At 74.2% G+C, this 21,888-nt stretch carries 21 protein-coding genes, 1 tRNA gene and 1 other RNA gene; 9 read left to right on the forward strand and 14 right to left on the reverse strand.

What is annotated here, in order from left to right:
• Window positions 1-61: 61 nt before the first annotated feature.
• From QRT05_RS00435 to QRT05_RS00455, 5 genes are all read right to left on the reverse strand, one after another.
• On the reverse strand, window positions 62-919 hold the full coding sequence (locus tag QRT05_RS00435) for a DUF4097 family beta strand repeat-containing protein (protein WP_289444173.1): 858 nt from the start codon (window positions 917-919) through the stop codon (window positions 62-64).
• A complete protein-coding gene (locus tag QRT05_RS00440) occupies window positions 916-1,578 on the reverse strand; it encodes a response regulator transcription factor (RefSeq protein WP_289444174.1) in 663 nt (220 codons plus the stop codon). The genes QRT05_RS00435 and QRT05_RS00440 overlap by 4 nt, the downstream gene beginning before the upstream one ends.
• The gene (locus QRT05_RS00445) at window positions 1,566-2,867 is read right to left on the reverse strand and encodes a sensor histidine kinase (RefSeq protein ID WP_289444176.1); all 1,302 of its coding nucleotides are present in this window, start codon (window positions 2,865-2,867) and stop codon (window positions 1,566-1,568) included. Before QRT05_RS00445 ends, QRT05_RS00440 begins: the two co-directional genes overlap by 13 nt.
• Before the next feature lie 173 nt (window positions 2,868-3,040).
• Complete coding sequence (locus QRT05_RS00450; RefSeq protein ID WP_289444177.1) at window positions 3,041-4,099, reverse strand: aspartate-semialdehyde dehydrogenase; 1,059 nt, start codon at window positions 4,097-4,099, stop codon at window positions 3,041-3,043.
• A complete protein-coding gene (locus QRT05_RS00455) occupies window positions 4,096-5,379 on the reverse strand; it encodes an aspartate kinase (protein ID WP_289444178.1) in 1,284 nt (427 codons plus the stop codon). Before QRT05_RS00455 ends, QRT05_RS00450 begins: the two co-directional genes overlap by 4 nt.
• A 189-nt stretch (window positions 5,380-5,568) precedes the next feature.
• Here QRT05_RS00455 and QRT05_RS00460 point away from each other — a divergent pair, with 189 nt between their 5' ends.
• Together QRT05_RS00460 and QRT05_RS00465 are read left to right on the forward strand one after the other, a co-directional pair.
• Window positions 5,569-6,534, forward strand: a complete 966-nt coding sequence (locus QRT05_RS00460; protein ID WP_289444179.1) for an ABC transporter ATP-binding protein — start codon at window positions 5,569-5,571, stop codon at window positions 6,532-6,534.
• Window positions 6,531-7,661, forward strand: a complete 1,131-nt coding sequence (locus QRT05_RS00465) for an ABC transporter permease (protein WP_326522622.1) — start codon at window positions 6,531-6,533, stop codon at window positions 7,659-7,661. The genes QRT05_RS00460 and QRT05_RS00465 overlap by 4 nt, the downstream gene beginning before the upstream one ends.
• Here QRT05_RS00465 and QRT05_RS00470 read toward each other — a convergent pair.
• Together QRT05_RS00470 and recR are read right to left on the reverse strand one after the other, a co-directional pair.
• Complete coding sequence (locus tag QRT05_RS00470; RefSeq protein WP_289444180.1) at window positions 7,658-8,233, reverse strand: DUF5063 domain-containing protein; 576 nt, start codon at window positions 8,231-8,233, stop codon at window positions 7,658-7,660. The two genes, QRT05_RS00465 and QRT05_RS00470, sit on opposite strands and share 4 nt — an antisense overlap.
• Before the next feature lie 14 nt (window positions 8,234-8,247).
• On the reverse strand, window positions 8,248-8,847 hold the full coding sequence (gene recR, locus QRT05_RS00475; protein ID WP_289444181.1) for a recombination mediator RecR: 600 nt from the start codon (window positions 8,845-8,847) through the stop codon (window positions 8,248-8,250).
• A gap of 158 nt (window positions 8,848-9,005) precedes the next feature.
• On the opposite strand from recR, the gene QRT05_RS00480 reads away from it, so the two are divergent.
• Complete coding sequence (locus QRT05_RS00480; RefSeq protein ID WP_289444182.1) at window positions 9,006-9,521, forward strand: hypothetical protein; 516 nt, start codon at window positions 9,006-9,008, stop codon at window positions 9,519-9,521.
• 96 nt (window positions 9,522-9,617) lie between these two features.
• Here QRT05_RS00480 and QRT05_RS00485 read toward each other — a convergent pair whose 3' ends face one another.
• Window positions 9,618-11,993 carry a DNA polymerase III subunit gamma and tau gene (locus QRT05_RS00485; RefSeq protein ID WP_289444183.1) on the reverse strand — a complete coding sequence of 792 codons (2,376 nt, stop codon included), beginning with the start codon at window positions 11,991-11,993 and terminating at the stop codon, window positions 9,618-9,620.
• Window positions 11,994-12,046: 53 nt separating this feature from the next.
• On the reverse strand, window positions 12,047-12,664 hold the full coding sequence (locus QRT05_RS00490; protein WP_289444184.1) for a LysE family transporter: 618 nt from the start codon (window positions 12,662-12,664) through the stop codon (window positions 12,047-12,049).
• 77 nt (window positions 12,665-12,741) lie between these two features.
• Between QRT05_RS00490 and QRT05_RS00495 the strand changes: the two genes are divergently transcribed.
• Window positions 12,742-13,179, forward strand: coding sequence for an Lrp/AsnC family transcriptional regulator (locus QRT05_RS00495; RefSeq protein ID WP_289444186.1), 438 nt, complete (start codon window positions 12,742-12,744; stop codon window positions 13,177-13,179).
• 7 nt (window positions 13,180-13,186) lie between these two features.
• Here the strand turns inward: QRT05_RS00495 and ffs are convergent.
• Window positions 13,187-13,283: signal recognition particle sRNA small type (gene ffs / locus QRT05_RS00500), an RNA gene on the reverse strand.
• Between the two features lie 78 nt (window positions 13,284-13,361).
• On the opposite strand from ffs, the gene sthA reads away from it, so the two are divergent.
• A complete protein-coding gene (gene sthA, locus QRT05_RS00505) occupies window positions 13,362-14,819 on the forward strand; it encodes a Si-specific NAD(P)(+) transhydrogenase (RefSeq protein WP_289444187.1) in 1,458 nt (485 codons plus the stop codon).
• On the opposite strand, the gene QRT05_RS00510 is transcribed toward sthA, so the two are convergent.
• The 3 genes from QRT05_RS00510 to QRT05_RS00520 are packed head-to-tail and all read right to left on the reverse strand — an operon-like array spanning window position 14,809 to window position 17,394.
• Window positions 14,809-15,495, reverse strand: coding sequence for an HAD family hydrolase (locus QRT05_RS00510; RefSeq protein WP_289444189.1), 687 nt, complete (start codon window positions 15,493-15,495; stop codon window positions 14,809-14,811). The two genes, sthA and QRT05_RS00510, sit on opposite strands and share 11 nt — an antisense overlap.
• Window positions 15,496-15,553: 58 nt before the next feature.
• Window positions 15,554-16,156 (reverse strand): TetR/AcrR family transcriptional regulator, encoded by a 603-nt coding sequence (locus QRT05_RS00515; RefSeq protein ID WP_289444190.1) that lies wholly within the window; start codon window positions 16,154-16,156, stop codon window positions 15,554-15,556.
• A gap of 11 nt (window positions 16,157-16,167) precedes the next feature.
• Window positions 16,168-17,394, reverse strand: coding sequence for an MFS transporter (locus QRT05_RS00520; RefSeq protein WP_289444191.1), 1,227 nt, complete (start codon window positions 17,392-17,394; stop codon window positions 16,168-16,170).
• Between the two features lie 126 nt (window positions 17,395-17,520).
• On the opposite strand from QRT05_RS00520, the gene QRT05_RS00525 reads away from it, so the two are divergent.
• A complete protein-coding gene (locus QRT05_RS00525; RefSeq protein ID WP_289444192.1) occupies window positions 17,521-19,683 on the forward strand; it encodes a DEAD/DEAH box helicase in 2,163 nt (720 codons plus the stop codon).
• Between the two features lie 7 nt (window positions 19,684-19,690).
• On the opposite strand, the gene QRT05_RS00530 is transcribed toward QRT05_RS00525, so the two are convergent.
• The gene (locus QRT05_RS00530) at window positions 19,691-20,392 is read right to left on the reverse strand and encodes an AAA family ATPase (RefSeq protein ID WP_289444193.1); all 702 of its coding nucleotides are present in this window, start codon (window positions 20,390-20,392) and stop codon (window positions 19,691-19,693) included.
• A 71-nt stretch (window positions 20,393-20,463) separates the two neighbouring features.
• Here QRT05_RS00530 and QRT05_RS00535 point away from each other — a divergent pair, with 71 nt between their 5' ends.
• The 3 genes from QRT05_RS00535 to QRT05_RS00545 all read left to right on the forward strand — a co-directional run bounded on the left by QRT05_RS00535 (window position 20,464) and on the right by QRT05_RS00545 (window position 21,888).
• Window positions 20,464-21,138 carry a hypothetical protein gene (locus QRT05_RS00535; RefSeq protein ID WP_289444194.1) on the forward strand — a complete coding sequence of 225 codons (675 nt, stop codon included), beginning with the start codon at window positions 20,464-20,466 and terminating at the stop codon, window positions 21,136-21,138.
• 76 nt (window positions 21,139-21,214) lie between these two features.
• Window positions 21,215-21,754 carry a DUF2510 domain-containing protein gene (locus QRT05_RS00540; protein WP_289444195.1) on the forward strand — a complete coding sequence of 180 codons (540 nt, stop codon included), beginning with the start codon at window positions 21,215-21,217 and terminating at the stop codon, window positions 21,752-21,754.
• A 49-nt stretch (window positions 21,755-21,803) separates the two neighbouring features.
• Window positions 21,804-21,888 (forward strand) — tRNA-Ser (locus QRT05_RS00545).

Raw genomic sequence — 21,888 nt, forward strand, 5'->3', positions numbered from 1 at the left:
GCCCTGGTCAGCACACGCTGCCCAGGGCCTTCGTTGTCCGTGCGCTCAGTCGTCCGTCCGCTCAGGCTCGCGGGCCGCGGTACGTCACGTCGCCGTCGGCGGCGCGGACCCGCACGTGGCGGTCCGCCGCGGGGTCCGTGGGCGCGTCGACCACCTGCCGGCCGTCGGACACGTGCACCTCCAGCGCCACCGGCGCGCCGGTCCCGTACACGTCGACATCCCCGTCGGACGAGTCGATGTCGACGTCGCGTTCGACGCCGGCCACGGTCACGCGCCCGTCGTGCGAGTCGACCACCACCGAGCCCGCCACGGTCTCCACGTCGGTGCTCCCGTCGCCCACGTCGAGGTCCACGTCACCCGTGACCCCGCGGACGGAGACGTTGCCGTCGGACGCCACGACCGCGACGCTCCCCTGCACGTCGTCCACGTCCACGCGGCCGTCCCCGGCGCGCACGTCGAGGCCGCCCGTCAGGCCGCTGGCGCGCACGTCGCCGTCACTGGCCCGGACCACCACCTGGGTCCCCTCCGGGACCACCACCCGCAGGGACGCGGAGCACGACCCCGTCCACGTCGTGCAGCGGTGCGAGACGGTGAGCCGGTCCGCACCCTCGTCGACCGTGTACCGGGCAGACGTCAGCGCCGTGCGGGCGATCGCCTCCACGGCCACCTGCGTGCCGCCGGTGGTCACGCGCACGTCCCCGTCCGCAGCCAGCTCGACGACCGGCACCGCCGCGTAGGAGTGCGACGTGGTGGTGATCGAGCGGTCGGCGTCGGCGTAGATCGCGAGGCTCAGCAGGCTCCAGGCGCCGCTGAGCAGCATCAGGCCGCCGACGATGCCGCCGGCCCACACCAGGCCGCGGCCGCGGCGCCTCACGGGCGGCGCCGGGGGCTGCGTGGGGCGTTCGAGGATCGTGGTCATGGGCGTTCTCCCGTCGGGGGGGCCTGCTCGAGCCACCGGAGCACCGCGAGCACGCGGCGGTGGTCGTCGCCGTCGGGCGGCAGGTCGAGCTTGGCGAGGATGGAGGTCACGTGCTTCTCGACTGCGGGCAGGCCCACGACGAGCCGTTCCGCGATGGCCGCGTTGGAGCGGCCCTCGGCCATGAGCCCGAGCACCTCCCGCTCGCGGGGGGTCAGGGTGTCGAGCCCGTCGCGGCGCGAGCGCGCCAGGATCTGGGCGACCACCTCGGGATCGATGACCGTCCCGCGCTGCGTGACCCGGTGCAGCGCGTCGAGGAACTCGTCCACGTCGGCCACGCGGTCCTTGAGCACGTACCCGAGGCCGCGCACGTCGCCCGCGAACAGCTCCCGGGCGTAGCGCTGCTCGACGTACTGGGACAGGACGAGCACGGGGAGCCGGGGGTAGAGGGACCGCAGGTGCACGGCCGCGCGCAGGCCCTCGTCGGTGTGCGTGGGCGGCATGCGGACGTCGGTCACCAGCACGTCCGGCAACGGCTCGCCGAGGTTCGCCACGAGCTCGTCGGCGGTCCGGTAGCCGGTCACCTCGTGCCCCTCGGCCTCGAGCAGCCGCGTCAGGCCGTCGAGCAGGAGGACCGAGTCCTCGGCGATCACGATGCGCACGGCACCTCCACGGTCACTCGGGTGCCGGCTCCGGCCGGGCTGTCCAGGTCGAACGTTCCGTCGAGCGCCGCGACGCGGGCGGCCAGGCCCTCGAGCCCGCTGCCCGGTCCGGCCACGGCGCCACCCGCGCCGTCGTCGGCGATCACGACGCGCAGCCGGTCGCCCAGCACGTCGGCGGACACGGTCACCGACGTCGCCGACGCGTGCTTGGCGGCGTTGGTCAGCGCCTCGGCGACGACGAAGTAGGCGGCGGCCTGCGCCGGCGCGCTGGTCGCACCGACGGCCGCCGGGTCGGCGACCTGCACCCGCACCGGGACCGGGCTGCGTGCCGCGAGCGCCGACAGCGCCGCGTCCAGCCCCCGGTCGGTGAGGACGGCCGGGTGGATGCCGCGCACCAGGTCGCGCAGCTCGGCCAACGTCTCCTTGACCTCGCGGTGCGCGTGCTCGACGGCCAGCGCGGCGACCTCGGGATCGGTGCTGCGGCGTGCGGCGCCGAGCTCGACGCCGAGCGCCACCAGGCGTTGCTGCGCGCCGTCGTGCAGGTCGCGCTCGATGCGGCGCCGCTCCTCGTCGGCCGCCCCCACCGCCGCTGTCCGGGTGGTGCGCAGGTGCTCCACCCGGTCCTCGGCCTCGTCGGCGCGGCGCGCGGCGTCGGCGGCGGCCTGGGCGGCCGACGGACCGAGCAGCGGGCGTGCGACACGCACGTAGACCACCGTGAGGAGCTGCAGCAGCACCGGCGCGACCCACAGGCCCACCACTCCCCCGACGACGATGCCGACGGCGCGCCACGCGCTCAGCTCGACACCCTGCGCGAGGGTCACGGGCACGTACGCCACCGCGGCGAGCGCGACGCAGCCCAACCAGGCGGCGACCGAGGCGACCGTGAGGACCGCCCCGGCGACCAGCGGGTAGGCGAGGTGCGCCCACGAGCGGCCGTCGGTCAGCACCGCGGCCCAGCGCGGCCACCAGCCGGGCCGGTCGGCCTGGGGATAGACGGGTGCCGCGATGGGCGTGCCCAGCTGGATCTCGATCCGAGACCGCTCCCACCGCGCGAGCGGACGCGCGGCGAGCAGCGTGGCCACGGTGGCTGGCACACCCAGCGCGAAGACGAAGACGAGCGAGAGGTCGACGGACAGCACGGTGATGACGAGCGTCGCGGCGACGATCATCACCAGGCCGCCCACCACCAGCTGGGACACGGCTCGCCAGGTCGCGGCCGACCAGGGCGCGGTCAGCAGCGCGCGTCGGTGGTGGACCGCGGGTGCGATCCGCAGGGAGTCGGTGCTCATGCCCATGACGCTAGAGGGCGCCGCGCGCCGCCCGGGAGCCTGCCCACCCACGAGCGAGACGTAGGGAAATCCCTACCTCGCGGGGTGCGGAGCCGCCGACGGCGACTACGACGAACGACGCCGCCGGACATGACGAAGGCCGGACCGCGGGGGCCCGGCCTTCGCTGTTGTCGTCAGGCGGGGGCGCGGTCCCCGAGCTTGGCAGCGAGCAGCTCGGCGATCTGCACCGCGTTGAGCGCCGCACCCTTGCGCAGGTTGTCGTTGCTGATGAACAGCGCGAGGCCCCGTCCCTCCGGTGCGCCCTCGTCGGCCCGGATGCGCCCGACGAGCGACGGGTCGTTGCCCGCCGCGGCGAGCGGAGTGGGCACGTCGGTGAGCTGGACACCGGGGGCGTCGGCCAGCAGCTCGGTGGCGCGCTCGGGCGACAGCGGGCGCTCGAACTCGGCGTTGACCGACAGCGAGTGACCGGTGAACACCGGGACGCGCACGCAGGTGCCCGAGACGAGCAGCTCGGGGATGCCGAGGATCTTGCGGGACTCGTGCCGCAGCTTCTGCTCCTCGTCCGTCTCGTTCAGGCCGTCCTCGACGATGGACCCGGCGAGCGGGATGACGTCGAACGCGATGTTCGCCACGTACTTGACCGGGGCCGGGAGCGTGACCGCGGAGCCGTCGTGCACGAGCGCGAGCGTGTCCTGCTCGACGGCCGCGCGGATCTGGCTGTCGAGCTCCTCCGCGCCGGCCAGCCCGCTGCCCGAGACCGCCTGGTACGTGGAGACCGTCAGGCGGCGCAGGCCGGCCTCCGCGTGCAGCACCTTCAGCACGGGCATGGCGGCCATGGTGGTGCAGTTGGGGTTCGCGATGATGCCCGTGGGCGCGTCGTCGAGGGCCTCCGGGTTCACCTCGGAGACCACCAGCGGCACCTGCGGGTCCCGGCGCCACGCCGAGGAGTTGTCGACGACGATCGCGCCCGCGGCAGCGAATCGCGGCGCGTGCACCTTCGAGGTGCCACCGCCCGCGGAGAACAGCGCGATGTCGATGCCCGACAGGTCGGCGGTCTCGACATCCTCGACCGTGATCTGCTGGTCACGCCAGGGCAGCGTCGTGCCGGCCGAGCGTGCCGAGGCGAAGTAGCGGATGCTGCCGACGGGGAAGTCGCGCTCGTCGAGCAGGCGGCGCATCACGGCGCCCACCTGCCCGGTTGCGCCGACAACGGCAACGCTGAGGCCGGTCATCGTCCAGTCCCTCCGTAGACCACGGCCTGGTCCTCCGTGGAGTCGAGCTCGAAAGCGGTGTGCACGGCGCGCACGGCGTCGTCGAGCGAGTCCGCCCGGGTCACCACCGAGATGCGGATCTCCGACGTCGAGATCATCTCGATGTTGATGTTCGCCTCGGACAGGGCCGAGAAGAGCCTCGCCGAGACGCCCGGGTGCGAGCGCATGCCCGCGCCGATCAGCGACAGCTTGCCGATCGTGTCGTCGTACTGCAGCGCCGTGAAGCCGATGTCCGGCTGGTGCTCCGTGAGCGCGGACGTCGCGTGCGCGCCGTCCGTCGCCGGGAGCGTGAACGAGATGTCCGTGAGCCCGGTCGACGCGGCGGAGACGTTCTGCACGATCATGTCGATGTTCACGCCGGCGCCGGCGACCACCTCGAAGATGCGCGCGGCCTTGCCGGGGACGTCGGGCACGCCCACCACGGTGATCTTGGCCTCGCTGCGGTCGTGCGCCACGCCCGCGATGATCGGCTGTTCCATCTGCTCGCCTTCTTCGTTGGTGACCAGCGCTTCGTTCGTGACCAGCGTGCCCGTGCGCGTCGAGAAGGACGAGCGCACGTGCACCGGGACGTCGTACCGGCGCGCGTACTCCACGCAGCGCAGCACCAGCACCTTGGCCCCGCTGGCGGCCATCTCCAGCATCTCGTCGTAGCTGATGCGATCCAGCTTGCGCGCGGTGGGCACGATGCGGGGGTCGGCGCTGAACACGCCGTCCACGTCGGTGTAGATCTCGCAGACGTCCGCCTTGAGCGCCGCCGCGAGCGCCACCGCCGTGGTGTCCGAGCCGCCGCGGCCGAGCGTGGTGACGTCGTTGGTGGTGGGGTTGACGCCCTGGAACCCCGCGACGATGGCGACCTCGCCGCGTGCCACGGTGTCCTTGATACGGCTCGGGGACACGTCGATGATGCGCGCCTTGCCGTACGACTCGTCCGTGATCACCCCGGCCTGCTGGCCGGTGAACGACTTGGCGTCCACGCCCAGGTTGTGGATGGCCATGGCCAGCAGCGACATCGAGATCCGCTCGCCCGCCGTCAGCAGGATGTCCATCTCGCGCTGCGGGGGCAGCGGCGTCACCTGGTTGGCGAGGTCGATGAGCTCGTCGGTGGTGTCGCCCATCGCGGAGACCACGACCACCACGTCGTGCCCGGCGCGCTTGGCCTCGGCCACCCGCTTCGCGACGCGCTTGATGCTGGCGGCGTCGGCGACGGACGAGCCGCCGTACTTCTGCACGATGAGGGCCACGAGGGTGCGCTCCGAGTGGGTGGGGCGAGGACGCGCGCGAGTCTACGTTCCGCCCAGGATGCGGAACGAGACGTTTCCGCATGGCGGACGACTCGATCCCGGGCATCGTCGACACCTCGGCGCACGCTCTGCACAGGTTGCTCACAGAACTGCCTGCGCGGGTGCGGCGCGGGGCTCTAGGTTCGGCGCATGTCGTTCGCCGTCGCCGACGAGTTCCTCGCCCCGCCGCCCGCAGCCCCGCCGGGCATCGTCGTCCGGGGTGTGTCCCGCGCCTTCGGCTCGGTGCGCGCGCTCGACGGCATCGACCTCGAGGCGCGCGCCGGGCGGGTCACCGCTCTGGTCGGCCCCAACGGGTCCGGCAAGACCACGCTGCTGCTGGTCCTCGCGGGGTTGCTCGTCCCCGACGCGGGATCGGTGCGCATCGCCGGCCACGACCCCGTGACCGAGGGCCCCGCCGCCCGCGCGCGGACCGGCTGGATGCCCGACGCTTTCGGCACATGGGACTCGCTGACGGCTCGGCAGGTGCTGCTCACGTTCGCGGCCGCGTACCGGATCCCGCCCGTGACGGCGCGGCTGCGCGTCGACGAGCTGCTGGCCACCGTGCACCTCACGGAGTTCGCGGACCGGCCAGCCAGCGTGCTGTCGCGCGGGCAGAAGCAGCGGCTCGGGCTCGCGCGGGCGCTCGTGCACCAGCCCGACGTGCTGCTGCTGGACGAGCCTGCCAGCGGGCTCGACCCGCGCTCGCGCGTCGACCTGCGCCTCCTGCTGCGCCGCCTGGCGGACGACGGCTGCACGGTGCTGGTCTCCAGCCACGTGCTCGCCGAGCTCGAGGAGATGGCCGACGACGCCGTGTTCATCTCCCGCGGACGGACCGTGGTCCCCACGCCCGTCACGACCCAGAGCACGTGGCACGTGCGGGCCCTGTCGCTCGGTGCGCTCACCACGTGGCTCACCTCGGTGGGCGCCACCTGGCAGCCGGGCGACGGCTCGTCGCCGGACGGGCCGGGCAGTGTGCTGATGGAGGTCTCAGGCGAGGCGGGTGCCGCCGCGCTGGTGCGCGACGCGGTGGCGGCCGGCGTGCCGCTGACCTCGCTCGGTCCCGTGACCGGCTCGCTCGAACAGGCCTACCTCACCCTCGAGGAGGAGCGGCGATGACCGCCATGTCCCCCGTCGCGATCGACGACACCGTGCCGGCGAGCGGCCGGGCGCCGCGCAGCGGCACCTGGCGGCTCACGTGGCAGGGCGTGCGCACCGTCGCACAGCTCGAGCTCCGGCAGCGGGTGCGGTCCACCCGCTGGGTCGTCGCGCTCGTCGTCTGGTTCGTGGTGGTGGGCGGGCTGACCCTGCTGCTGTCGGGCGCGCTCTCCTCGGAGACCATGGGATCGGAGACCGAGACCGGGCCGCTGATGTTCGGGGCGGTCGTCTACCTCGTGCTGGGGCTCGGCCTGCTCGTGACCCCGACCCTCACGTCCACGACCGTCAACGGCGACCGCAACGCCGGGACGCTCGCGACACTGCAGGTGACGCTGCTGAGCCCGGCGGAGATCGCCCTCGGCAAGCTCGCCGCGGCGTGGCTCGCCGCCTGCGTGTTCCTGCTGATCAGCGTCCCGTTCCTGGTGCTGGCGCTGTTCCGGGGCAACACGCCGCCGTCCGCCCTGCTGCGCGTCGTGGTGATCGTCGCGCTGCTGCTCGCCGCCGTCTGCGGGATCGGCCTCGGGTTCTCCGCGCTCGTGTCCCGCACCGCCGGGTCGACGGTGCTCACGTTCATGTCCGTGGCCGCCCTCGTGCTGCTCACGCCGACGCTGTTCGGCCTGACGTTCCCCTCCATCACGCAGGAGGAGCAGGTCACGGTCTGGGCTCCGCCCGCGAGCTGGAACTACGACGGCCAGCCGGAGTGCGAGCTCACCACCCAGACCCGCGACGTCTCCCACACCGAGCGCACGTGGTGGCTGCTGGGGATCAACCCCTTCGTCGTGGTCGCCGACGGTGCGGGCACCCGGCCCACGCCGCCGCCCGACGACACGGGCGGCGGCACGGCCGATCCCCTGGGATCCATTCGCGACGGCGTGCGGGACCTGCGTTCGCCCGACAAGGTGCTGGACGAGTGCTGGATGTACGGCGAGGGAACCGCACCGGCCGCGCCGGACCGGCACACGCCGGGACCCGTGTGGCCGTGGGGACTCGCCGCGAACCTCCTGCTCGGCGTGGTCGGCTTCGTGGTTGCCGTCCGCCGCCTGACGATCCCGTCGCGCAAGCTGCCGCGCGGGACGCGCGTGGCCTAGGGCTGCAGCGCGTCGTACTCCGCCTCGGTGGCGACGTCGTCCGCGACGTCGAGGCGCAGGTGGGCGAGGATCGACTGCAGCGTCCGCAGCACGCTCGAGGCGCGCTCGCCCCAGTCGGACAGGTAGGAGAACTGCCACCACCACAGGGCCTCGAGCACGCCGCCGCTCTCGTAGTGCCGCAGGCCCTGCGCGAGCGCGCCCGCGATGCCGACGAGGTTCCCCGAGAGCGTCACGGCCTCGACGTCCGTGCCCAGCAGCGGGTCCACGATCTCGAAGTACTCGTCGACGCCCTCGAGCGCGTTGACGAGCGCCGCGCGCAGCGGCTCGAGGTCGGGGTCGGGGCCGACGTCCGGCTCGAAGCGCTCGGCGGGCACCACGTCGGTGGTCGCGCCCAGCCGCGCACCCGCGGCAAGAAGGTCCGAGACCGCGAGCAGCAGGAGCGGGAGCGCAGCCTCGGGCGCGCCGCCGGCGCCCACCTCGGTCACGGTGATCAGGAAGGTGCGCGACTGCTCGGCCACGGACTGTGCGATCTCGCGGACGTCGGCGTCCGCGCTCCAGGTCTGGTCGGTCATCGGTCGCTCCCCACTCATGCGCTGATTCGTCGTCGTCCCTCGAACGCCCGGCCCAGCGTGACCTCGTCGGCGTACTCGAGGTCGCCGCCCACCGGGAGACCCGACGCGAGCCGACTCACCGTCAGCCCCATCGGCACCAGCAGCCGGGCCAGGTACGTGGACGTCGCCTCACCCTCGACATTCGGGTCCGTGGCGAGGATGACCTCCGTGACGGTGCCGTCCGCGAGCCGGCTCATGAGCTGCGCGATCCGCAGGTCGTCCGGGCCGATGCCGGCGATCGGGTTGATGGCGCCGCCGAGCACGTGGTACCTGCCGCGGAACTCACGCGTGCGCTCGATCGCGACCACGTCCTTGGGCTCCTCGACCACGCAGATCGACGTGGGCGACCGGCGCGGGTCTCGACAGATCCGGCACTGCTCCTCCTGCGTGACGTTGCCGCAGATCTCGCAGAACTTCACGCGCGCCTTGACCTCGACCAGCGCGTCCGACAGCCGCCGGACGTCCGCGGGGTCGGCGGCAAGGATGTGGAACGCGATGCGCTGCGCACTCTTGGGCCCGACCCCGGGCAACCGCCCGAGCTCGTCGATCAGGTCCTGGACCGCGCCTTCGTACACGACCGCCAGCCTACGGGGTGGCGGGGCCGCGGGGCCGGACGCCTCCTGCGCGGCGGGCCGGTCACGCGGCACCCAGGCGGCTCCCAGCAAGGGAGGCGATCCTCGGCGGAGCCGGGTCGCCACCCGTCCGTCCTCACGACCGTCCGATGGAGGTTCCCGTGCGCCGCAGCACCGCCGTCCTCGCCGCCGTGGCCGTGACGAGCGCCGCGGTCCTCGCGTCGTGCTCCGACCCCGGGCCGAGCGCCGCTCTGGGCCAGGCACGGGGCCTCGTCACCTTCGGCGGCCCCGCGGGGTGGATCCCGGATGCAACCCCCGAGCGACGCACCGACGACACCACGACGGCCTCCGTGCGGGGCGTGCCGGTCACCCTCACCGGCGGAGACGAGCCGGCAGGAGCGCGCGTCCGCTGGGCGGCGACCGCGACACCCGCCTCGGCCTCGGTCCGGTGCGTACAGCTGGCTGCCTGGTTCGACGACGCCGCGCGGAGCTGGCACTCGGGCACCGACACCGCGCGGCTCGCGGCCGCGTGCGAGAGGGACCTCGGCGAGTCCGGCGATGCCGTCATCGCGGCCGGCGCCGGCGTGGCGCACGGCGCCGACGGCCGGGTGACCTTCGAGGCGTCCGTCGAGGCCGGGCGCCCGGTGGCCACGCTGGAGTTCAACGCACGCGCGTGACGGGGTCGCGTGCGGGCCTACGAGGTTGCGCGCGGGCGTAGCTCGACGCGCGCCCCCACGGCTCACACCCGCATCGGAGCGCCGATACGCCGCGCGTCAGCCGCGAGAGTCGTCGAGCTGCTCGTCGATGACCGTGCCGCCGAGCATCTGGGCGACCAGAGGCGCACCGACCAGCCCGGTCGAGGTGATGTCCGGGTCGTCGGGCGACGGGTCGTCGGCCTCGGTGGTCTGCTCGAGCACCGAGCGCGCGGCAGCCGCTCCCCGCGCGCGCACCGACGGCTCGTCGGCGGGCGGCTCGGGCGCGACGCTGTCGGGTCGCGGCGTGGCCCACGGGTCGTCGAGGTCGACCGGCGGCTCCGCGGGAGGCGGCTCCTGGTCCCACGACGCGGCCGCACGCTCGACCGCGCTCCGCCCGGCGGCGGGCGAGGTGGCCGGGGTCTCCCACCCGGCGTCCGCGGCCGGCCGCGCGACCGGCGCGGGCGAGGCGGCACGAGCCCCCGCCTGCTCCGCGAGGATCCCTTCCACGCGCACGTCGAAACCGAGGGTCTCGCGCACGGCACGGGCGACGACGTCACCGTGCGCGCCGTTGCGGAACGTGCCGGCGAGGGCCGCCGTGTCGAACGACAGGCGCAGGGTGGTCGCGTCCAGGTCCGCGACCTGCGCGTTCCGCGGATCGACGAGCGCCCAGGTGACGCGCCGCAGCCCCTTGATGGTCTCGAGGACCTCGGGCCACCGGCGGCGGATCATCTCGGTGTCGGGCCCGCCGGACGCCGCTGGGGCGGGCGTTGCCGCGGCGTGCGATGCCGGCGGGGCGGACTGTGCTGCGGGCGCGGGCGCGGGCGCCGGGGCGGCCGGGGCGTCCGGGGCCGCCGGGCGAGCAGCAGCCGGGGCGGGGACCGGCGACTCCGACGCCGGCTCCGGCTCAGGCGTCGGGGCAGCGGGGCCCGTCGGGTCCGACGGCGCGGCGGCAGCCGACTGGGCGCCGGGCTCTGCTCCGACGGGCTCCGCGGAGGGCGGCTCCTGAGCGCTCGGCTCCGCTGCGGGACGGGGCTCCACACTTGCGGGCTCGGGCCGCGCCGCGGGCGCGGTCGCAGGCCGCGCGGCAGGCGTAGCGGGAGCGGCGGGCGCGGGCGCAGCGGTGGGCATGGGCGCAGCGGTGGGCATGGAGGCAGCGGTGGGCATGGGCGCAGCGGTGGGCATGGAGGCAGCGGTGGACACCGCCGCAGCAGCAGGTGCCGCGGCAAAGGCCGGAGCGGCAGGCGTCGACGGCACCGGCTCGCCGGCCCGGGCGGGGGCGGCCGCCGGCAACCCCCGCTCCAGCCGGTCGAGCCGAGCACCGAGCCCGGCGCGGTCGTCGTCGACGGCGGGCAGCAGCAGGCGGGCCATCAGCAGCTCGAGGTGCAGCCGCGGGGAGGTCGCGCCGGTCATCTCGGTGAGGGCGGCGTTGGCCAGGTCCGCGGAACGGGACAGCTCCGCGGCACCCAGGTGCGCGGCCTGCGTCCGCATGCTCTGCATCTGGTCCGCGGGGACGTCACGCAGCGCGGAGTCGGCCGCGTCGCCCGCCGCCGCGATGACGATGAGGTCCCGCAGGCGCTCGAGCAGGTCCTCGACGAAGCGACGGGGCTCGTGGCCGGTGGAGATGACGCGGTCGACCACGCGGAACGCGCTCGCGCCGTCGCGTGCCGCGATCGCCTCCACGAGGTCGTCGAGCAACGACGCCTGCGTGTAGCCCAGCAGCGCGGCCGCGCCCTCGTACTCGAGCCCGCCGTCACCGGCCCCGGCGATGAGCTGGTCGAGCACGGACAACGTGTCACGCACGGAGCCGCCACCGGCGCGCACCACGAGCGGGAGCACCCCGGATCCGACCGGCACGCCCTCCGTCGCGCACAGCTGGTCCAGGTACGGCACCAGCACGTCGGGCGGCACCAGCCGGAACGGGTAGTGGTGCGTGCGCGAGCGGATGGTGCCGATGACCTTGTCCGGCTCGGTGGTCGCGAACACGAACTTGATGTGCGGCGGCGGCTCCTCGACGATCTTGAGCAGCGCGTTGAAGCCCTGCGGCGAGACCATGTGCGCCTCGTCGAGGATGAAGATCTTGAACCGGTCGCGCGCCGGCGCGAAGGTGGCGCGTTCCCGCAGCTCTCGCGCGTCGTCGACGCCACCGTGGCTCGCCGCGTCGATCTCGACCACGTCGAGGCTGCCGGGTCCGCCGCGAGCCAGCTCCACGCACGAGGGGCACACCCCGCACGGCGTGTCCGTGGGCGTCGCCTCGGTGTTCTGCGCGCAGTTGAGGATGCGCGCGAGGATGCGCGCGGACGTCGTCTTGCCGCAGCCGCGAGGGCCCGAGAACAGGTAGGCGTGGTTGACCTGACCGCTGCGCAGGGCCTGCCGCAGGGGCGCGGTGACATGGTCCTGCCCGATCACCTCGGCGAAGTTCTCCGGCCGGTAGCGGCGGTACAGGGCTTGGCTCACCCCCGCACCCTAGACGCCCGCGCCCACACACGACGACGGCCGCCCCCAGGCGTTCACCCGGCCACCACCCAAGCGGCGAGCGCCACCAGCAGCGCCGACCCGACGGGCGTGACCCAGGCGCGCAGGCGAGGGCCGAGACGCGCGCCGGCGAGCCCGCCGATGACGACCAGCACCACCTGCCAGGCGGCCGAGGCGGTCATGACCCCGACGACGAACGCGGCGCCGACGGCGGCGCTCGGGCGGCCGTCACCGAGCTGCGCGACCGCACCCGTGGCGACCGTCGCGAAGATCAGCAGGGTGGCGGGGTTGAGGGCCGTGTACCCGACGAACCGCAGGTAGGCGGACCCCGCGGCCCCCTGCTCGACCTCGACCACGTCGCGCCGCGTCCGCCACCACCGGACGAGCCCCGCCGCGCCGATCACGAGCAGCGCCGCGCCGCCTACCAGCCGCAGCGCGTCCGCTGCCGACTCCACAGCCGCGACCCGCGCGCCCAGCAGCACCGCCGCGAGCGCGTACACGGTGTCGACGGTCGCGACGCCGAGCGCCGCGGCCACCGCACGCCGCCGCCCCGCGAGGAGCGACTCGCGCAGCAGCAGCACGCCGACGGGCCCCAGCGGCATGGCCACGGCCAGCCCGGCGAGGGCACCCAGCGCCAGCGCGTTCGTCTCCACGGCCCCAGCATCCGCGGCCGCCACCAGCAGCAGGGTCCGCGGCCGCGATATCGGCAGTCACCTGCGAGAATCGCTGCATGGACGCCATCGACGACGAGATCATCCGCGAGCTGACGGCGGATGCGCGGCTGCCGTACCGGGAGCTGGGCGCGCGCGTCGGCCTCAGCGCCAACGCCGCCGCGGCCCGCGTGCGACGGCTTCTCTCGTCGGGCGTCATCCGTGGCTTCACCGTGGCGTCGGCGCCGCAGGCGGGCAGAGGCCGACCGCCCGGCCTCGAGGTCTTCATCGAGGTCCGCCTCGCGCCCGACGCCACGAACGAGGGCTTCACCGCGGCGCTGCTGCAGCCCCCGGGGTTCCCGCAGCTGCTCGACGCCGTGCACGTGACCGGCTCGTACGACTACCTGCTGCACGCCGTGGTGCCGGACCCGCCCGCGCTGGACGCGCTGGTGCGGCGGCTCAAGAGGGAGGCCGGGGTGGCGCAGACCTTCACGCGGCTCGCGCTGCGGGGGACGTGAGCGGGAAAGCAAGGACCCCCCGCACACCCGCCAGAGCTCACCTGCCCTTGCTGCCTTCCGGCCCTGGGGGAGTTCAGCGAGATGACGCCGCACGAGGGGTCTGCCGGAAATCGTAACGCAGGCCGGAGGTCGATCCTGCCGCCCACCTGACGGGACCGGACGAATGTGGGCAGACTGCTGGGATGGCGACGGACGGCGTTCCCGGCGAGACGACGAGTCACGACGAACCCGCGCACTACGACTACGACCTCATAGTCATCGGCAGCGGCCCGGGCGGGCAGAAGGCCGCGATCGCCGCCGCCAAGCTGGGCCGCAAGGTGGCCGTCGTCGAGCGCCGCCACATGATGGGCGGCGTCTCCGTCAACACCGGCACGATCCCCAGCAAGACGCTGCGCGAGGCCGTGATGTACCTGACCGGCATGGCGCAGCGCGAGGTCTACGGCGCGAGCTACCGCGTGAAGTCCGACATCACCATGGAGGACCTCTTCGCGCGCACGCAGCACGTGATCGGCCGCGAGACCGAGGTGATCCGCGCGCAGCTGCTGCGCAACCACGTCGACATCCTGGGCGGCACCGGGTCGTTCGCCGACGCGCACACCATCGACGTGCTCGACGACGACGGGGTGCGGCGCACACGGTTCAGCACGCGGTTCGTGGTGATCGCGACCGGGTCGCGGCCGCACCGGCCGGGCACGGTGCAGTTCGACGAGCGATCGGTGCTCGACTCCGACGGTGTGCTCGCCCTCGAGCAGGTACCCAACTCCCTCGTGGTGGTGGGCGCGGGGATCATCGGCATCGAGTACGCGTCCATGTTCGCCGCGCTGGGCACCCGCGTGACCGTCATCGACAAGCGGCCCGCGATGCTGGAGATGTGCGACCCGGAGGTGGCGGAGTCCCTCAAGTTCCACCTGCGCGACCTCTCGGTCTCGTTCCGCTTCCGCGAGGAGGTGGAGGGGGTCGACAGCAACGACCACGGCACGGTGACGCGGCTCGCGTCGGGCAAACGCATCGCCGCGGACGCGGTCATGTACTCGGCGGGCCGTCAGGGGCAGACGGACTCCCTGAACCTCGAGGCCGCCGGCCTCTCGGCGGACTCCCGCGGACGCATCGCCGTCGACGCGCAGTACCGCACCGCGGTGCCGAACGTCTTCGCGGTGGGCGACGTCATCGGATTCCCCGCGCTGGCCGCGACCAGCATGGACCAGGGGCGGCTCGCGGCGTACCACGCGTTCGACGAGCCAGCCCGCGAGCTCGCGTCGGTCCAGCCCATCGGCATCTACACGATCCCGGAGATCTCCTACTGCGGCCGCACGGAGGAGGAGCTCACCACCGAGGCCGTGCCGTACGAGGTGGGCGTGGCGCGCTACCGCGAGCTGGCCCGCGGGCAGATCGTCGGCGACTCCTACGGCATGCTCAAGCTGCTCGTGCACACCGAGACCCGCCAGCTGCTCGGCGTGCACATCTTCGGGACCTCGGCGACCGACCTCGTGCACATCGGCCAGGCGATCATGGCCTGCGGCGGCACCATCGACTACCTGGTCGACACGGTGCTCAACTACCCGACGCTGTCCGAGGCGTACAAGGTGGCCGCGCTGGATGCCACCAACAAGATCCGCCAGGTGGCCCGCTTCAGCTCGTGACGCGGCGCACCAGGGGGCTGCCGTCCAGGTCGGCGAGCAGGGCGGCGGCGTCGTCGTAGATCGCGACGGCGCCGGCCTCGCGCAGCTCGTCGTCCCCGATGCCCCCGCTGCGCAACCCGACGCACGGGACGCCGGCCCGTCTCGCGGCCTCCACGTCCCACACGGTGTCCCCGACGAAGACGGCGTCCTGCGGCGACGCGTCCGCCGCCGCGAGCGCGACCCGCACGAGGTCGGGCTCCGGCTTGGCCTCCTCGACGTCCTGCGCGCTCGTCACCGCGTGCAGCTCCTGCTCCACGTCGAGCACGGCGCGCAGCCGCTCCAGCTCGTCGGGAGAGGCGGACGTGGCGAGCACCGGCCGCGCACCCCGGTCGGCGAGCTCGCGGACGAGCTCCCGGGCGCCGTCGAACGCCCGCAGCATGTCGCTCGCCGCGGCGTAGTACGACGAGTGGGCCTCCTCGACCGCGTCGCGCACCCGGTCCGCGTCGTCGCCCGCGAGCGCGTCGACCAGCTGGGTGGAGCCCATGCCGATGCAGCGGTGCACGCGCCAGCCGTCCACCGCGATGCCGACGTCGGCGAACGCCCGGAGCCAGGCGTCCACGTGCAGGTAGTTGGAGTCCACCAGGGTGCCGTCCACGTCGAGCAGGACGACGGGCTGGTCGGTCGCGTTGCTGGCCATGCCCCAGTGTGCGCGAGGTCGCGGCCGGGCGCCGGTCGGCGCTGCGGTCGGGCGTTGGTCAGCCGCGCAGCGCCGCGTCGACGATCAGCGCGGCCGTCTCGCGGACGGGATCTGCGACGGACGGGTCGCGGTCCATGCGCACCGCGATGGCCGCGCCGTCGTAGAGCAGGTAGAGCTGGCGGGCCAGGGCGTCGGGGTCGGGCGCACCGGCGTCGCGTGCCAGCTCGGTGAGCAGCGCGCGCACCCAGGCCCGGTACTCGTCGGACACCTTCTGGACCGTCCCGCCCGGCTCCGCCTCGGCGCTCGCGGCGACGAACGGGCACCCGCGGTAGCCGGGCCGCGCGAAGAGGGCCGCCTGCGCGTCGAACACGGCCAGCAGCCGCGCCCGCGGGCCGTCGGCGGCCTCGACCGCCGCGGTGATCCGCTCCCTGTTCGCCTGCTGCCGACCTCGTAGGTACTCCCCGACCAGCGCGTCCTTGCTGCCGAACGTGTTGTACAGCGAGGCTTTGGCGACGCCCGCACGCTCGATCACGCGGTCGATGCCGACGGCGTGCACGCCCTCGGCGTAGAAGAGCTCGTTCGCCGCGGCCAGCAGCCGGTCGCGCGCCGGGCTGCGAGTAGTCACCATCGCGCGCTCCTCCTCCAGGACAGGCCCGTCCACCCTACTCACGCTCACGCCCGCACCGCCTCGACGACGGGCGTCTCGGCACTCGCCGCGGGTCCGGCGGGCACGACCGCCTCGGGCCGCAGCAGCCCGGCGAGCGCGGTGAGGGAGAGGAGCACCACCGCGATCCCGTAGTCGCGGACCACCGCGGTGACGTCTCCCACGTGGCCGACGAGCGAGCCGGCGACGACGGCCGGGACGCCCATCCCGAGGTACGCGACGACGTACACCGCGGACAGGACCCCGGCGCGCTCGTGCGGCTGGGCCGCGCCGACGACCGTGCGGACGGCCCCCTGGAACCCCGCGCCGAACCCGATGCCGGCCACGAACGACCCCGCGAAGAAGCCGACGAGCGACCCGGCGCCCACGGCCGTCAGGGTCGCGGCCACCCCGACGGCGACGGACGCGATCCCGACGAGCATCAGCGTCCGCGCGCTCCGCTCGCGCAGCACCAGCGCCGCCGCGGCGGCGACGCCGGCGAGCGTGGTCAGCGCGAGCGTCCCGAGCAGCACCCCCTGACCGCCGAGCTCGCGCACCAGGGAGGGTGCCAGCGAGCCGTACAGGCCCGCGAGCGCCCAGACGGCCAGCACGACGGGCGCCGCGACCAGCATGCGGGGCCGCACGGCCCGGGGCAGCCGCACCTCGGGCACGAGGCTGGCGCGCGCCCTGGCGGCAGCACCGGGCAGGCGCGGCGCGGTCTCGGTCATGCGCTGGACCCCCACTCCCTGGAGCAGCAGCAGGGCGATCACCAGAAGGTAGATGGCGTGGGTAGGCGCGGGTGCGAACTGCACCACGACCCCCGCGAGCAGGGCTCCGATGGCCGTGCCCGCACCCGGCGCCGTCCCGTTCGCGATCGCTCCCCGGGTGCGGTCGACGTCGAGCATCGCGGCGCCGAGCGCCCCGACGGCGGCACCCGTGGCCACCCCCTGCAGCACGCGACCCGTGAGCAGCGCGGCGTAGTCGGGCGCGGTGGTGAGAACCACCAGAGCGACGACCTGCCCGGCGATGCCCGCCAGGATGACCGGCCGTCGGCCGAGCTCGTCGGACAGCCGGCCGAGCACGAGCAGCGAGACGAGCACGGCGACCGCGTAGACGCCGAACGCGAGCGTGGTACCGAGCGAGCCGAACCCCCACTCGGCGCCGTAGGTCGCGTACAGGGGCGTCGGCGCAGCGGACGACGCGAGGAACGTCACGACGATCGAGACGAGGAGCGCCAGCGTGGCGGTGGGCGACATGCGGCGTTCCATCGAGACCCCCAGTGGGTAGACCGTTCTGTCTAAGCGACAGTAGACAGATCTGTCCATTGCGTCAACGGGGGACGACGCGCCCGTGGTGTCGGTCGGGCGACCTACGGTGGCTTCATGACGAGCACTGCTTCCCCGGCCGCTTCCGCGGCGGCCTCGCCGGCCGGGCCTCCTGCCGATCGTCCGGCCCTGAGCCCGACGCGGCAGGCCACGGCGACCACGGTCATCGAGGCGCTGGCCGGCCCGGGAGCACAGCTGCGCGAGGACCAGCTCGCTGCCGTCACCGGCCTCCTCGAGCCCGGGGCCCGGGTCCTCGTGGTCCAGGCCACCGGGTGGGGCAAGTCGGCCGTCTACTGGGCGGCGACCGCGATCCGCCGGTCGGAGGGGGCTGGGCCCACGCTCGTCGTCTCGCCGCTGCTCAGCCTCATGCGCGACCAGGTCGCCGCCGCGGCACGGGCCGGCCTGACCGCGGCGACGCTCAACTCGTCGAACGTCGGCGACTGGGCGCGCGTCGAGGAGGAGCTGCGCTCGGGAGCGATCGACGTGGTGCTGGTCTCCCCCGAGCGCCTCGCCAACCCGGGCTTCGGCCGTCGGGTGCTCGACGCGCTCACCGGCCATCTGGGCATGCTGGTGATCGACGAGGCGCACGCCGTCTCGGACTGGGGTCACGACTTCCGGCCCGACTACCGCCGGGTCGCCGACACGGTGCGCGCGCTCAACCCGGACACCCCCGTGCTCGCCACCACCGCGACCGCGAACGCCCGCGTGACGGACGACGTCGCGGCGCAGCTCGGCGCGAACACCCTCGTGCTGCGCGGGCCGCTCGCCCGCAGCAGCCTCGAGCTCGCGGTCATCGACTCGCTCACGCCGCTGCAGCGCTACGCGTGGGTCGCCGAGCAGCTGCCGCACCTGCCCGGCTCGGGCATCGTCTACACGCTGACCGTCGCCGACGCGCACCGGCTGGCCGAGGCGGTCCGCGACCAGCACGGCGACGCGCTCCCGGTGGCGGCCTACACGGGGCAGCTGGACGGGGCCGAGCGCGAGCGGCTGGAGGAGGCGCTGCGCACCAACGAGCTCAAGGCGCTCATCGCGACCTCCGCCCTCGGCATGGGCTACGACAAGCCCGACCTCGGCTTCTGCGTGCACGTCGGCGCCCCGCCGTCTCCCGTCTCGTACTACCAGCAGGTGGGGCGCGCCGGCCGCGGCATCGACCACGCGGTCGTCGTGCTGCTGACCTCGTCCGCGGACGCCGGCGTGTGGGACTACTTCGCCACGGCCTCGATCCCGGACCCGCAGGCCATGCGGCGGCTGCTCGACGTGCTCCCGTCCACGCCCACCAGCGTGCCCGCGCTGGAGGCGGAGTCAGGCCTGCGGCGCACGCGCGTCGAGCTCATGCTCAAGCAGCTCGCCGTGGACGGCGTGGTCGAGCGCAGCGAGGGCGGTTGGGCGGCCACCGGCCGGGCGTGGGAGTACGACGAGGCCCACTACGCAGGTGTGCTCGCGGTCCGTCGCCGCGAAGCCGACATCATGCGCGACTACGCGAGTGGCCGCCGCTGCCTCATGCAGCTGCTCCAGGAGTCGCTCGACGACCCGAGCGCCCAGCCGTGCGGCCGGTGCAGCGTGTGCACCGGCACCCTCCCCGACGGCCTGCCCGAGCAGCCGTCGCTCGAGTCCACCCGCGCGGTCGCGGGCCTGCTGCGCACGCAGTCGCACCCCGTCGAGCCCCGCAAGATGTGGCCCGGTGGGGTGTTCGGGGCGAGCGGCCGGATCGCGCCCGGCGAGCTCGCCGCGCCGGGTCGCGCGCTCATCCACGCCGACGCCCCCGAGTGGCGCGAGCTGGTGGCGGCCGTGTTCGCCCGCGACGCCGCGCCTCCCGACGAGCTGGTCGACGGGCTCGTCGGGCTGCTGCGGGCCTGGGGCCGCGAGTGGGGCGAGCGGCCGGCCGTCGTGGTGGGCCTGCCCGCCGCCGGCTTCACCGAGCTCACCGCCGGCCTGACCGCCCGCATCGCGGAGATCGGCCGCATGGCCACCGAGACACTGAGGATCGACGACGCCGCCGTCGCGGCCGCCCGCGCGTCGCGCGATCTGACCTCCGCCGCCGAGGCGGCCGCATGGCGCGACGCGCTGGCCGTGCCCGAGCCCGATTCCGTGCGGGGCCGCGCCGTGCTGCTCGTCGTGGACGCGACCGCGTCCCTGTGGCCCGTGACAGTGGCCGCCGCCGCGCTGCGTCGGGCGGGCGCGACCTCGGTGCTGCCACTCGTGGTCCACCGGCGGGTGTGACGCGGCGTCAGTCGAGGACGTGCCGCAAGAAGCGTTCCGGCGACTCGAGGAACCCGCGCCAGCGGCGGACCAGGTCCAGGTCCTCCCAGTCGCACCGGCGCAGCCCCCATTCGCCGACCTCCCAGATCGCCGCGTCGGGGATCGCCGCGAGCACGGGCGAGTGCGTCGACAGCAGCACCTGGGAGTCGTTCGCCTCCAGATCCTTGACCTTCGCGACGAGCGCGAGGCAGCCGTCGAACGAGAGCGCGGACTCGGGCTCGTCGAGGACGTAGAGCCCGGGACGCGTCATGCGGTCTCCGATCAGCGACAGGAACGACTCGCCGTGCGACATCCGGTGGAACGCGGGCTCGTACCCGCTGCCGGGGTTGTCCTCGAGGAACGAGTAGAACGCGTGCATCGTCTCGGCACGCAGGAAGAAGCCCGAGCGCCCCGCGCCGATGTCGCGCCGGACGCTCAGCCGGAGCCCTGACTCGCTGGGGCGCGTGGTGTATCCCGAGCCGATCGAGCCGCCCTCCGGGCCCATCCCGAACGCCACCGCGACCGCCTCGACCAGGGTCGACTTGCCGGCGCCGTTGTCGCCGACCAGCACCGTGATCGGGCTGAGGTCCCAGCCCTCGGTCAGAACCTGACGCACCGCGGGGATCGCGGCCCACCACTCGCCACCGTCCGGCGGGCCGGACGGCGGGATCGCGCGCAGTGGCAGAGGCATGGCTGCGGGTCTACCGGACCCGACGAGCGCTGTCCATTGAATGCGGACGGCGCTCGCCGCATAGTCGAGTCATGTCCGTCCAGGTCACGCCGGTCCGTGACGCCGAGGAGCTGCGCGCGCTGCACGGCGAGATCCTCGCGCCGTCGTTCCCGCCCGACGAGCTCGAGTCCGCCGAGGACATGGTCGCCGGGCTGCAGGCCGGCGACCTGGTGGCGTTGGTCGCCTCGTCGGACGACGAGGCCGTCGCGCTCGCCGTCGGCGCCTGGGATGCCGCCAGCGCGGTGCTCCTGCTCTCCTATCTCGCCGTGGGCGCCGGTGGGCGAGGCAGGGGCGTGGGCGGCACCTTGCTCGACGCGGCGCTCTCGGCGTGGCGGAGCGGGCTCGACCCGCTCGTCGTGATCGCCGAGATCGAGGACCCGGCCGTCCACACGGGCTCGCCCGAGCACGGCGACCCCGCGGCCCGCGAGCGCTTCTACCTGCGCCGGGGGGCTCGCCGCCTGCCGATCGACTACGTGCAGCCGTCGCTCGCCCCCGGTCTCGCGCGCATCCCCGGCATGCTGCTGCTCGGCCTGGCCGTCCGCCCGTCGCTGGTGGCCGACGACGGGACCTGGGTGCTGCCCACGGCCCCGCTGCGCGACTTCCTGGTCGGCTACTACACCCGCAGCGAGGGCGGGCCGCCGCACGATTCGCAGGCCCAGGCCATGCTTGCGCCGCTCGAGGCGCCCACCCTGCGCGTCCTGCCCTGAGCGGTCGCCTTCAGCCGGGTGGTCGCCGTGCCGATGAGATGCCGATGGGCAGGGCGACGACGACGCGAGGACGACAGTGAGCACCGCAGCACCCGGTTGGTACGCCGAGCCTGACAACCCCGCCATGCTGCGCTGGTTCGACGGCGTCCAGTGGACCGAGCACCGTCAGCCGGCCATGGTCGGCGGTCCGTTCCCACCGGCCCGACCCAGCCGGAGCCCGGCAGCCACGGTCCTCCTGGTTGTCGGCTGCGTCGTCGCGGCCGTGGTCGCCGTCGGCGTGCTCGCCGCGATCGCCATCCCCGTCTTCCTGAACGAGCGCCACAAGGCCGCCGTCGACGACCTGCGCTCGCTCTCGTGCGCAGAAGTCGGCGCGGAGGCGGTCACGTTCTCCCGGCAGAACGTCAAGCCCGACGAGATTCCCCTGGCCGCCGCCGACGCCATGGTGCTGGTCACGGACGCGCGCGCCGCGCTGCGCCTGCCGCAGACGGGAGAGGTCCTCGTCATGCGCTGCTCCGGGACGGCCACCTGGGCCGACCAGACGACCACGGCGCTGCAGGTCGACCTCTACACCAACAGCGCCGGCGACCACCTCTACGCGCTGGACTGGCGCGAGTAGGACTGCCGGTTCGGAGACCCGGCGCGAGTCCGGTATCCTCAGTCGGCCGGGAGGATTCGCCTAGTGGCCTATGGCGCACGCTTGGAAAGCGTGTTGGGTGAAAGCCCTCGGGGGTTCGAATCCCCCATCCTCCG

It is taken from the genome of Cellulomonas edaphi (assembly GCF_030362815.1).
Taxonomy (GTDB): Bacteria; Actinomycetota; Actinomycetes; order Actinomycetales; family Cellulomonadaceae; genus Cellulomonas; species Cellulomonas edaphi.

Bases quoted from the DNA above. Each gene is read 5' to 3' on its own strand.
- QRT05_RS00520 (WP_289444191.1), bottom strand. From the start codon at position 17,394: ATGTCGCCCACCGCCACGCTGGCGCTCCTCGTCTCGATCGTCGTGACG.
- QRT05_RS00510 (WP_289444189.1), bottom strand. From the start codon at position 15,495: ATGGCCAGCAACGCGACCGACCAGCCCGTCGTCCTGCTCGACGTGGAC.
- QRT05_RS00530 (WP_289444193.1), bottom strand. From the start codon at position 20,392: ATGCCTCTGCCACTGCGCGCGATCCCGCCGTCCGGCCCGCCGGACGGT.
- sthA (WP_289444187.1), top strand. From the start codon at position 13,362: ATGGCGACGGACGGCGTTCCCGGCGAGACGACGAGTCACGACGAACCC.
- QRT05_RS00535 (WP_289444194.1), top strand. From the start codon at position 20,464: ATGTCCGTCCAGGTCACGCCGGTCCGTGACGCCGAGGAGCTGCGCGCG.
- QRT05_RS00435 (WP_289444173.1), bottom strand. From the start codon at position 919: ATGACCACGATCCTCGAACGCCCCACGCAGCCCCCGGCGCCGCCCGTG.
- QRT05_RS00450 (WP_289444177.1), bottom strand. From the start codon at position 4,099: ATGACCGGCCTCAGCGTTGCCGTTGTCGGCGCAACCGGGCAGGTGGGC.
- QRT05_RS00525 (WP_289444192.1), top strand. From the start codon at position 17,521: ATGACGAGCACTGCTTCCCCGGCCGCTTCCGCGGCGGCCTCGCCGGCC.
- QRT05_RS00495 (WP_289444186.1), top strand. From the start codon at position 12,742: ATGGACGCCATCGACGACGAGATCATCCGCGAGCTGACGGCGGATGCG.
- QRT05_RS00465 (WP_326522622.1), top strand. From the start codon at position 6,531: ATGACCGCCATGTCCCCCGTCGCGATCGACGACACCGTGCCGGCGAGC.
- QRT05_RS00470 (WP_289444180.1), bottom strand. From the start codon at position 8,233: ATGACCGACCAGACCTGGAGCGCGGACGCCGACGTCCGCGAGATCGCA.
- QRT05_RS00445 (WP_289444176.1), bottom strand. From the start codon at position 2,867: ATGAGCACCGACTCCCTGCGGATCGCACCCGCGGTCCACCACCGACGC.
- QRT05_RS00460 (WP_289444179.1), top strand. From the start codon at position 5,569: ATGTCGTTCGCCGTCGCCGACGAGTTCCTCGCCCCGCCGCCCGCAGCC.